Annotated in this window: 10 protein-coding genes and 1 riboswitch; of the genes, 5 read left to right on the top strand and 5 right to left on the bottom strand. The window is 62.4% G+C overall.

Going from position 1 to position 10,402, the window contains the following annotated elements; translation table 11 throughout:
• Window positions 1–3: 3 nt before the first annotated feature.
• Complete coding sequence (locus A7D21_RS22270) at window positions 4–555, bottom strand: DUF4865 family protein (protein ID WP_069552720.1); 552 nt, start codon at window positions 553–555, stop codon at window positions 4–6.
• 93 nt (window positions 556–648) lie between these two features.
• Between A7D21_RS22270 and A7D21_RS22275 the strand changes: the two genes are divergently transcribed.
• Window positions 649–1,515: a LysR family transcriptional regulator gene (locus A7D21_RS22275; RefSeq protein WP_053256646.1), complete on the top strand. Its 867-nt coding sequence runs from the start codon at window positions 649–651 to the stop codon at window positions 1,513–1,515.
• Window positions 1,516–1,518: 3 nt separating this feature from the next.
• Here the strand turns inward: A7D21_RS22275 and A7D21_RS22280 are convergent, their stop codons facing one another.
• Genes A7D21_RS22280 through A7D21_RS22290 form a run of 3 tightly spaced genes read right to left on the bottom strand, consistent with a single transcriptional unit; the run spans window position 1,519 to window position 5,647 of the window.
• A complete protein-coding gene (locus tag A7D21_RS22280) occupies window positions 1,519–2,886 on the bottom strand; it encodes an MFS transporter (RefSeq protein ID WP_053256647.1) in 1,368 nt (455 codons plus the stop codon).
• Between the two features lie 43 nt (window positions 2,887–2,929).
• Entirely contained in the window at window positions 2,930–4,465 is a 1,536-nt protein-coding gene (locus tag A7D21_RS22285; protein ID WP_069552721.1) for a class I adenylate-forming enzyme family protein, read from the bottom strand.
• 3 nt (window positions 4,466–4,468) lie between these two features.
• Window positions 4,469–5,647, bottom strand: coding sequence for an acetyl-CoA acetyltransferase (locus tag A7D21_RS22290; protein WP_053256649.1), 1,179 nt, complete (start codon window positions 5,645–5,647; stop codon window positions 4,469–4,471).
• Between the two features lie 129 nt (window positions 5,648–5,776).
• Between A7D21_RS22290 and A7D21_RS22295 the strand changes: the two genes are divergently transcribed.
• From A7D21_RS22295 to mntP, 3 genes are all read left to right on the top strand, one after another.
• The gene (locus A7D21_RS22295) at window positions 5,777–6,349 is read left to right on the top strand and encodes a LuxR C-terminal-related transcriptional regulator (protein WP_053256650.1); all 573 of its coding nucleotides are present in this window, start codon (window positions 5,777–5,779) and stop codon (window positions 6,347–6,349) included.
• Window positions 6,350–6,491: 142 nt separating this feature from the next.
• Entirely contained in the window at window positions 6,492–7,274 is a 783-nt protein-coding gene (scpB, locus tag A7D21_RS22300) for a methylmalonyl-CoA decarboxylase (protein WP_053256651.1), read from the top strand.
• 30 nt (window positions 7,275–7,304) lie between these two features.
• Window positions 7,305–7,474: riboswitch (yybP-ykoY riboswitch) on the top strand.
• Window positions 7,475–7,484: 10 nt separating this feature from the next.
• Complete coding sequence (mntP, locus tag A7D21_RS22305) at window positions 7,485–8,048, top strand: manganese efflux pump MntP (RefSeq protein WP_069552722.1); 564 nt, start codon at window positions 7,485–7,487, stop codon at window positions 8,046–8,048.
• Window positions 8,049–8,186: 138 nt separating this feature from the next.
• On the opposite strand, the gene A7D21_RS22310 is transcribed toward mntP, so the two are convergent.
• On the bottom strand, window positions 8,187–9,254 hold the full coding sequence (locus tag A7D21_RS22310; RefSeq protein WP_053256653.1) for an NAD(P)-dependent alcohol dehydrogenase: 1,068 nt from the start codon (window positions 9,252–9,254) through the stop codon (window positions 8,187–8,189).
• A 146-nt stretch (window positions 9,255–9,400) separates the two neighbouring features.
• On the opposite strand from A7D21_RS22310, the gene A7D21_RS22315 reads away from it, so the two are divergent.
• A complete protein-coding gene (locus A7D21_RS22315) occupies window positions 9,401–10,219 on the top strand; it encodes an alpha/beta fold hydrolase (RefSeq protein WP_053256654.1) in 819 nt (272 codons plus the stop codon).
• Window positions 10,220–10,402 lie beyond the last annotated feature (183 nt).

Raw genomic sequence — 10,402 nt, forward strand, 5'->3', positions numbered from 1 at the left:
ACGCTATCGCGCAACGCCTTGCGCCAGATAGAGCACCTGGTAACCCGTGCCCGGGTGGTCCTTCTGCAGCGGCTTGGCCGACAGTGTGATCCGCACCAGGCGCCACGCCTGCACATCCAGCGCCAGGAAGACCGCGAATGTCTCCGGGCTGTCAGCCAACTGCTGGTTACGTTGTTTTTCCTCGACCAATATCCCGGCTCGATCCGCCCCTGGCGCCAACGACCATTGCTCGCGGTACAAACTCAACGCATGCCGGGCGGGCCCTTGCTGCACGTCCAGCGGCAACCAGCTTTCGATGTGCGGGCGGCCAAAGCTGTCGAGCACCTTCTGGAAACCCTCGCCCAACAAGAAATCGGCGGCCTTCAAGGGGTCTGCCCACAGGTACACCGACGCATAGACATTGCCCGTCGCTAGCCCGCGCTCCTGGGCAATAAATGCCTTGAACAGCAGCCCTTCGGCGCGATCCCACAACGGCCCCAATTGCTCAGCGCGGCGGCGGATAACAGCCATGTCGTAATCGGCAGGCAGGCGGTGGGAATACTGTTTGGCAAACATGGCGAAGCTCCTGTGCAAGATGAGCGTTGAGCTTGCGCAGCGGCAATGATTTCAACAAGATATCAGCGGATATAGGTGCGATAAGGATTTGATATGACTGATGCGCTCAAACCCCTGGACATCGACACCGTGCAGGCCTTCGTCCGGGTCGCCGACTTCGCCAGTTTCACCCGTGCCGCCGAGGCCCTCGACACGTCCCAGGCGGCCATCAGCCTCAAGCTCAAGCGCCTGGAAGAACGCCTCGGTTATCGGCTGCTGGAACGCACGCCCCGCCACGTCAGGCTGTCGCCCCAGGGCGAGCAGTTCATCGTGGCCGCCCGCGCCCTGCTCAACGCCCATGAACGCGCGTTGGGCGACATGGGCGCCCAGCCCTCGCGGCGCCTGGTAATCGGCATCAGCGACCACGTGGCCGGGCCCGACTTGCCCACCTGGCTCGGCCGCCTCGCCGCGTACGACCCGTTGCTGGTCCTCGAAATCCGCATCGCCTCCTCCCGCGACCTGGTGGCCGCGTTCGACCGCAGCGAGTTGGACGCGGTGATCGTGCGCAACGAAGGCGACCGCCAGGACGGCGAAGTGTTGGCCGTGGAGCGCTTTGGCTGGTTCGCCGCGCCGACCTGGCAACACACCCCCGGCCGGCCCTTGCGCCTGGCAACCATGGCGCCGCCGTGTGGGGTTCGGCATCTGGCGGTCAGGGCGTTGGATGAGGCCCATATCGACTGGACTGAAGTGTTTGTCGGCGGTGGTGTGATGGCGGTGGGTGCGGCGGTGAGCGCCGGGTTGGGTGTTGCCGCCCTCGCCCACCGTGTGGCCCCGGCCGGGGCGGTGGACGTGAGCGAGCAATACGGTTTGCCCGCATTGCCCGTCAGTGAAGTGGTGCTGTACAGCCGCATCAGTGACCTGCGGTCCCGCGAAACAGTGCGCACGTTGAGCGCAACGTTTCGCGGCGTGTTGCCGCGCTGACGTTTACGCCACCGGGGCTTCTGCACTCACCGTGGCGGCAGCAGCTCGGGCCTGTAACTGTGTGGCGCCCACCGGCGGCACGACCGGGCTGCCGCTGGCGACAAAATCCGCTTTGCGCAGCGCCACCAGGGCAATCAGCGACACCACACCGGTGGCCACGTAGAAATACCACGGCGAGGTGATATCGCCCGTCACCTTGATCAGCCAGGTGGAGATCAGCGGCGCACTGCCGCCAAACACGGCGACCGGCACGTTGTACGCCACCGCAATGCCGGTGGAGCGGATGCGGGTCGGCAGCAGTTCGCTCATCAGCGCATAGGTCGACGAGGCATACAGCCCGAACAGAATCGCCACCGCCATCAACGGTGCGAAGAACGACGCGGCCGTTGCGGTCGGCGCCGACTTGAACAGCCAGAACATCGCCAACGTGGCCAACGTGCCAATCACCATCAGGAACGGCTTGCGCCCGTATTTATCGGTAAACGCGCCGCCGAACGGCATCACGAAGGCCGCCGAAAAACTCGCGACGAAGACGTAGAGCAACGTGGTACCGCTGTCGAACTTGAGGATCTTGGCCATGTAGGTCGACGCGAAGGTCAGCACCAGGTAAAAGATCGAGCTGTGCAAGGTGATGATAAAGAACACCAGGGCAATCGCCCGCTTCCATTGCCAGACCTCACGCAGCGGTGCGCGGGAGGTCTGGCCGGCACGTTGCAGGGCGAGAAACTCGGGGCTGTCTTCCAGCTTGAGGCGGATGTACATGGAGATAAAGCCCAACGGTGCGGCGATCAGGAACGGCACGCGCCAGGCCCATTCTTGCATCACGTCGGCGCCGAGGATCCAGGTCATGCCATTGGCCACGGCGCCGCCCAGCAGCAGGCCGAGCACGGCGGTGACCATCAACCAGCAGGTCGCAAACCCGCGTCGACCCGGCCCGGCGTATTCGGAGATAAAACTGGTGACGGTGCCGATTTCACCGCCCGCCGAAAAGCCCTGCACGCAGCGCACCAGGATCAGCAGGATCGGCGCCGCAATGCCCAGCGTCGCGTAGGTCGGCAACACGCCGAGCATCACCGTCGAGCCGGTCATCATCACCAGCGCCATGATCAGGGTTTTGCGGCGGCCGATCTTGTCCGCCAGCGGGCCGAAGAACAGCCCACCCAACGGCCGGATAAAAAAGCTCAGGGCGAATGCGGCAAAGCTGGCAAGCAGGCTGGTGGTGGGATCATCGGAGACGAAAAACGCCTGGCCGATGTACACGGCGAGAAAGCCGTAGACGCCGTAGTCGTACCACTCGATCAAGTGGCCGGAGGTGGCACCGAGAAATGCACGGCGCCGCTTGCGGACCGTGTCTTGCGCTTGATTGCCCATCGAAGGGACTCCTTGTCTGATGATCTGTCCATGAATAGCGGGTCTAGGGAAGCGCGGCGATACTCGCTGCTTTCAACCACTGCCGCAAGTCGGTCTTGAGGATCTTGCCGTAGCTGTTTTTCGGCAACTCGTCGCGGAACACGTATTTCTTCGGCTTCTTGAACGAGGCCATGCGTTCGACAAACCACGCCGTGAGCCCGGCTTCGTCCAGTGCCTGCCCGTTGCGCGGGACCACAAAAGCAACCACCGACTCTCCCCATTGCGCATCCGGCTCACCGACCACACACACCTCGAATACCTCGGGATGCTGCGCCAGCACTTCCTCGACTTCGCGCGGGTACACGTTGCTGCCGCCGCTGATGATCACGTCCTTGGAGCGGTCTGTCAGGGTCAGGTAGCCGGCCGGGTCGAGAAAGCCGATATCGCCGGTCATCAGCCAGCCATCGATCAGGGTCTGGCGCGTGGCTTCAGGGTTGCGCCAGTAGCCTTGCATCACCGTGGCACCGCGCACGGCAATCTCACCGCGCTGCCCCGTCGGCAGCGGTTGGTGCTGCGCGTCGAGAATGCGAATTTCGACACAGGCGTGCGCTTGCCCGACCGAGGCGGCCAGGCTTGACCAATCCTCGCGTTGACGGTCGGCGATCAGCGCACGGGGCAACACGCTGATGGTCATCGGGCTTTCGCCCTGGCCGTAGATTTGCACCAGGCGCGGGCCAAACGTATCGACGGCCGCGCACAGGTCAGCCAGGTACATCGGGCCGCCGCCGTAGACGAGGGTCTTGATGCCTTCGCCGCGATAACCCTGGCGCTGCGCCTGTTCGACCATGCGCTTGACCATGGTCGGCGCGGCAAACAGCGATACATCGCCCAGCTCGACGGCCAGGCCGAACAGCTCGGCGGCATCAAAACCGTGGGACGCAGGCACCACATGCCGCGCGCCACAGCGCACATGAATAAAATTGTAGAGCCCCGCGCCATGGGACATTGGCGCGGCATACACCACCGCGTCAGCGCCGCTCACCGGGTCGACATCCGTGGCGTAACACAGCGACATAGCGACCAGATTGCCGTGCGTCAGCATCACCCCCTTGGAACGCCCGGTGGTGCCGGAGGTGTAGAACAGCCAGGCAAGGTCCTGATCCTGACGTGCCACCGGCTGCTCCAGCGTCGGCCAGCCGCGGGTCGGCGGCAGCGTGTGGCCGTCCAATTCCTTACAGCGCTGAGGCAAGTCGCGCGATGAGGAAAAGACCCGGCCGCCGTCGGTAAAGATCAGCCGCGCCTGGGCGTCATCCGCGATCCAGGCCGCTTCGCTCGGATGCAGCTTGGCGTTGATCGGCACGACCACTGCGCCCACCCACCAGATGGCGTAGAGCAACTCCAGGTAGTCACAGCTGTTTTTCATCAGCACCGCGACGGCATCACCCGTCGTCACGCCGTGCTGGTCCACCAGGTACGCGGCGCGTTGACGAACATGGGCCGCAAAGGTGGCGTAATCGGCGATTTGCCGGGTGCCTTCGAACAGCGCCGGGCGCTGCGGCTCACGGCGCTGGGTGTCGTGCAGCCAGTTGGCAATGTTCATGGCTCAGCACCGGCGTGCGTGCAGGACCGAGGCGTAGTTGGCCACCGCCATGCCGCCCATGTTGAACACCAGGCCGAACTCCGGGTCTGGCACCGCCAGGCCAATTGGCTCGCCGGTCAATTGCCGAAACGCCAGGGCATGCATCGATACCCCCGTGGCGCCCACCGGATGCCCCTTGGCCTTGAGCCCACCGGAAAGGTTCACCGGCAGCCGCCCACCGGCGCGCACCACGCCGCTGTCGAGCACACGATGGCCCTCACCTTTGGGCGCCAGGCCCATGGCTTCGTAGATCAGCAGTTCGGCGATGGTGAAGCAGTCATGCACCTCGGCGAAACTCAAGTCGGCCAGGGTGATATTTGCACCGCGCAATGCCGTGTGGATCGCCCTTTGCGGGCCCTCAAAGGCCAGGATGTCGCGCTGGGCGATGGGCAGGCAATCGTTGACCTGGGTCATCGCGCAGATCTGCACATCACGGCGAAACGCCCGCGCGCGTTTGGGCGAGGCCAGGATGATCGCGGCGGCGCCGTCGCTGATCAGTGAGCAGTCGGTCAGGCGCAATGACTCGGCCACAAACGGGTTGCTCTTGGACACGTTGTTACAGTGTTCGAAATCCATCACCCGGTGCATCTGCGCCAACGGGTTGGCCATGGCATTGGAGTGGTTCTTGGTAGCGATGGCCGCCATCGAGCCCAGTGGGCAGTGGTAGCGTTCGGCATATTGGCGGGCAGCCCGGCCGAACAGTTGCGGGAAACTCAAGCCGGCTTCGCCCGGGTCGTTCTGATAGCCGGCGCCGGCCAAGGCCTGGGTGACCTCGGCGGTGGAAGTGTGGGTCATCTTTTCGGCGCCCACCACCAACACCAGTTCCGCGCTGCCGGACAGGATCGCATTGACCCCGGCCTGGATCGCCGCCGAGCCGGACGCGCAGGCATTCTCACAGCGGGTGGCCGGTTTGAAGCGCAGGCCGGGGTCGGCCTGCAATAACAGGGAAGAGGCGAACCCGTCAGGCACCAGCCCCGAGTTGAAGTGGCCCAGAAACAGTGCATCGATTGCTGAAGCATCAATGGCCGCATCCGCCAGGGCTTCGCGGGTGACCTGCACGATCAGGTCCTCAAGGGTGGTGCCTTCCAGGCGACCAAAACGCGAATGACCAGCGGCAACAATGGAGACGCAATCAGCAGGCATAATCAATTTCTTCTGTTCTTGATACGGACATTCCTTACAATGACCCACCAGCGGGCCGGCGCCAATTCGTGTAACTACTTACATGGCTAAGTAGCCCGAGGTGAGAAAAACAACGAGGCAGGATGCCCAATGACTGTGTTTGCACAACAACTCCACGACATCGGGCGCCTGGCGTTCCAGCTGTCCCCCGCACCGCAACTGGTCACCAGCAACCGTGTGATCGTCGACTGCAACGACGCTTTCCTGCAGTTGTTCGGCTACTCGCGTGACGCATTGGTCAACCAGCTGACGCTGCTGATCTACCCGTCCCAGGCTGACTACCACGCCATCGGCAAGCGCAGCCACGACTGGTTGCTGGACAGTGAAAACGGCCGCTACTCCGACGAACGTTTCATGCAGCACAAAAGCGGCGAAGTGTTCTGGGCCAAGTCCCACGGCTACACGCTCACGCCCAAAGACCCGTTCAAGCTGATGATCTGGCACTTCGAACGCCTCGATCGCAGCCACCAGGGCACCGGGGACCTCACACCCCGGGAGCGGGAAATTGCCATGCACATCGTCAACGGCCTCAAATCCAAGGAAATCGCCCTGCGCCTGGCGATCTCCCACCGCACGGTGGAAGTCCATCGGGCGCGGTTGATGAAGAAGTTGCAGGCCAAGACGGTGGTGGAGTTGGTGTCGAAAATTATTATGGTGGCGTGACGCGGCCACCGCCGTTGCCCGGCGCACCCTGTGTCGAGGTAGTGCGCGAAGCGGGCTTGGAGCCGGCGTCCGTACAAAGGCTGCTCAAGGCCAACGTGCGCGTGCAGGCCAGCCCATCCGAATGTTCAGCAGGAACCGCATCATGACTGCCACTGTGACGCTCAACCTTATCGACACGCGCATCGCACGCCTGACCTTCGGCAACCCCACTCAGCGCAACGCCCTCAGTGCGCACGTGCTCGCCCGCCTGGATGAACACCTGGTCGCCCTCGCCGCCCAGCGCGTCAGCGTGGTGATTCTGGGTGCCGACGTCGGCCAGACGGTGTGGAGCGCCGGCCATGATCTTGGCGAAGTGGCCCGCGACCGCGACCCCGTTGCCTATGGCAAACCCCTGGAGCAACTGCTGCGGCGAATCCGCGCCTACCCCGGCGTGGTGATTGCGCTGATTTCAGGCTCGGCCTGGGGCGGCGCCGTGGACCTGGCCATGAGTTGCGACATGGTAGTGGCCGACCACAGCGCGAGCTTCGCCATGACCCCGGCCAACATCGGCTTGCCCTATACCACCAGCGGCCTGCTGCGGTTCTTCAACAACTTGCCGATTCATGTGCTTAAGGAGCTGTTTTTCTGCGCGCAGGCACTCGACGCCGAACGCGCCGAACGCTTTGGCGTGATCAACCGTCTGGTCCCTAGCGAGGCGCTGGAAGCCACCGCCGTGGAAATCGCCCAAGGCATCGCCGCCAAGGCGCCGTTGGCAATTGAGGCGGTAAAGGAGCAATTGCGCATTCTCGAAGACCTGCAACCCATGCCCGTGCAGGCCATGGAGCAGATCGCCGAACTGCGTCGCCAGGCCTGCGCGAGCGCAGACTTGAGTGAGGGGCTGGCAGCCTTTGCCGAACGTCGCCCACCGGCCTTTGAAGGGCGTTGACAATTTTTTCATGGTTGATCGTCTAGCATGCTGCCCTTCGTTGGGGAGTAACCGGCTTCTGACCCGTGCAGAAGCGTTCGTATCAACATATTCGGCAACCTGCCGTGGTACGAACACCGTTGAGGTTGGTGAGACCAGCGACACATCCATGCCTAATGTCGGGCGTGTGGTTGTGTCGTTGACTCATACAGCCCGACTGGAAGCCCTACCGTGAACCCCATTTCCCTGATTCTTCTCGCCCTTGCCATGTCCACGGACGCCTTTGCGGCGGCCATCGGCAAAGGCTCCAGCCTGCATAAGCCACGCCTGAGCGAAGCCCTGCGCGCCGGCCTGATCTTTGGTGTAATCGAAGCCATCACGCCGATGATCGGCTGGGCCATCGGCCATGCCGCCACGCGGTGGGTCGAAAGCTGGGACCACTGGATCGCCTTTACCCTGCTGGTCGCGCTGGGCCTGCACATGATCTACAACGGGCTCAAGGCCGATGACGACGCGGTGGAAAAACCGACTCAGCATTCGTTCATGATCCTCGCGGTGACGGCCTTTGCGACCAGCATCGACGCGATGGCTGTGGGTGTGGGCCTGGCATTTGTCGACGTGAATATTCTGCTCGCGTCAGCGGCGATAGGCCTTGCGACCATGACCATGGTGACCATTGGCATGATGCTCGGCCGGGTGCTGGGGACGGTGGTAGGCAAGCGCGCCGAGATGGTCGGTGGCGTGGTGCTGATGCTGGTGGGTGCGACGATTTTGTATGAGCACTTGTCGGCCTGAAGACCGGCACGAAACAAAATGTGGGAGCGGGCTTGCTCGCGAAAGCGCGGTGTCAGTCAGAATATTCATCGACTGGCACACTGCTTTCGCGAGCAAGCCCGCTCCCACATTAGATCTTCAGTGGTGTAGAGATTGCGTTCAAGCCGCGTGGCTTTCCTTCTTCAAACTCTCCATATCAATCACGAAGCGATACTTCACATCGCCCTTGAGCATCCGCTCGTACGCCTCATTGATGCCCTGGATATCGATCATCTCGATGTCCGAGACAATCTTGTGCTTGGCGCAGAAATCCAGCATGTCCTGGGTTTCCTGGATACCACCGATCAACGACCCGGCCAGGCTGCGGCGCTTGAAGATCAGGTTGAATACCGTAGGCGACGGGTGCGGGCTGTCGGGCGCGCCGACCAGGGTCATGGTGCCGTCGCGCTTGAGCAGGTTGAGGAAGGCATCAAGGTTATGCGGCGCGGCAACCGTGTTGAGGATAAAGTCCAGGCTGTTGACGACCTTGGCCATTTCGTCCGGGTTCTTCGACACCACAACCTGGTCGGCGCCCAGGCGCAGGCCGTCTTCACGTTTGTTCGGCGAGGTGGTGAACAGCGTCACATGGGCGCCCATGGCATGCGCGATCTTCACCGCCATATGCCCCAGCCCGCCGAGGCCGACCACGCCGACTTTCTTGCCGGGGCCGACCTTCCAATGGTGCAACGGCGAGTAGGTGGTAATGCCGGCGCACAGCAGCGGCGCCACGGCCGCCAGGTTGGTATCGTCATGGGAGATGCGCAGCACGAACTTCTCCTTGACCACGATAGTGTCCGAGTAGCCACCGAAGGTGTTTTCCCCACCAAACACCGGGCCGTTGTAAGTACCGGTAAACCCGTTCTCGCAGTATTGCTCCTCGCCTTCAGCGCAGGAGGCGCAGTGCTGGCAGCTGTCGACCATACAACCGACGCCGGCCAGGTCGCCCACCTTGAATTTCGTCACGTTGGCGCCGACCGCGGTTACGCGGCCGACAATCTCATGGCCGGGCACCGACGGGTACAAGGTGTTGTGCCACTCATTGCGCGCGGTGTGCAGGTCGGAGTGGCAGACGCCGCAGTAGAGGATATCGATCTGTACGTCATCCGCCCCTGGCGCACGGCGCTCAAAGGTAAAGGGTTTGAGCGCATCCTTGGAATCCCGAGCGGCGTAGCTGTAAGTCTTGGCCATTTGGTTCACCTGTTGAACTGACGGTAGGAATCAGTGGACCAATATAGACGCTGAACCGTTCAACCGAGCACATCCGTACAAGCCCTTCGTCCGGTTTAACGCAATAGTAAAACGGACATTCCCCTCGACCACCCAAGGAGTTTTCCATGAGTACATTCGTTGCCAAAGACGGTACCCAGATCTATTTCAAGGACTGGGGCAGCGGTAAACCTGTGCTGTTCAGCCACGGCTGGCCGTTGGACGCCGACATGTGGGAATACCAGATGGAATACCTGAGCAGCCGTGGCTTTCGCACCATTGCGTTCGACCGCCGTGGTTTCGGCCGTTCGGACCAGCCGTGGACCGGTAACGACTACGACACCTTCGCCGACGATATTGCCCAACTGATCGAACACCTGGACCTCAAGGACGTGACCCTGGTGGGCTTCTCGATGGGTGGCGGTGACGTAGCACGCTACATTGCACGCCATGGCACGGCGCGCGTGGCCGGCCTGGTCTTGCTGGGCGCCGTAACGCCGATGTTCGGCCAGAAACCGGATTACCCACAAGGCGTGCCGACCGACGTGTTCGACGGCATCAAGGCCGGGCTGCTGAACGATCGCGCGCAATTCATCGCCGACTTCAACCCGACGTTCTATGGCATCAATAAGGGTCAAAAAGTCTCCGAGGGCGTACTCACCCAGACCCTGCAAATCGCCTTGCTGGCGTCGCTCAAGTCGACCGTGGATTGCGTCACCGTGTTCTCCGAGACCGACTTCCGTCCGGACATGGCCAAGATCGACGTGCCCACCCTGGTGATCCACGGTGACGGCGACCAGGTCGTACCCTTCGAGACCACCGGCAAAGTGGCAGCCGAGATGATCAAGGGCGCGCAACTCAAAGTGTACAAGGATGCACCGCACGGTTTTGCGGCCACGCATACCCAGCAGTTGAACGAAGACTTGCTGGCGTTCCTGAAGCGCTGAAACGGCTGAACCCCCCGCTCCTTGTTGGCCGGGCTTGCCCTAATGCCAGTCAGTTAAGCGAACTGAAATGCTCAATGCAGCGAAGATCAAATGTGGGAGCGGCGGTGCGACGATTCGACTTGCCCGCGAAGACGTCGGCCCAGCAAACATTGATGTTGACTGACCCACCGCTTTCGCGAGCAA

The sequence above is a fragment of the Pseudomonas sp. AP19 genome, assembly GCF_001728855.1.
In the GTDB taxonomy this organism is placed as follows: Bacteria; Pseudomonadota; Gammaproteobacteria; order Pseudomonadales; family Pseudomonadaceae; genus Aquipseudomonas; species Aquipseudomonas fluorescens.

Excerpts from the sequence above, each read along its gene's own strand:
- A7D21_RS22270 (WP_069552720.1), bottom strand. The coding sequence starts at position 555 with ATGTTTGCCAAACAGTATTCCCACCGCCTGCCTGCCGATTACGACATG.
- A7D21_RS22310 (WP_053256653.1), bottom strand. The coding sequence starts at position 9,254 with ATGGCCAAGACTTACAGCTACGCCGCTCGGGATTCCAAGGATGCGCTC.
- A7D21_RS22290 (WP_053256649.1), bottom strand. The coding sequence starts at position 5,647 with ATGCCTGCTGATTGCGTCTCCATTGTTGCCGCTGGTCATTCGCGTTTT.
- A7D21_RS22315 (WP_053256654.1), top strand. The coding sequence starts at position 9,401 with ATGAGTACATTCGTTGCCAAAGACGGTACCCAGATCTATTTCAAGGAC.
- scpB (WP_053256651.1), top strand. The coding sequence starts at position 6,492 with ATGACTGCCACTGTGACGCTCAACCTTATCGACACGCGCATCGCACGC.
- A7D21_RS22285 (WP_069552721.1), bottom strand. The coding sequence starts at position 4,465 with ATGAACATTGCCAACTGGCTGCACGACACCCAGCGCCGTGAGCCGCAG.
- A7D21_RS22275 (WP_053256646.1), top strand. The coding sequence starts at position 649 with ATGACTGATGCGCTCAAACCCCTGGACATCGACACCGTGCAGGCCTTC.
- A7D21_RS22280 (WP_053256647.1), bottom strand. The coding sequence starts at position 2,886 with ATGGGCAATCAAGCGCAAGACACGGTCCGCAAGCGGCGCCGTGCATTT.
- A7D21_RS22295 (WP_053256650.1), top strand. The coding sequence starts at position 5,777 with ATGACTGTGTTTGCACAACAACTCCACGACATCGGGCGCCTGGCGTTC.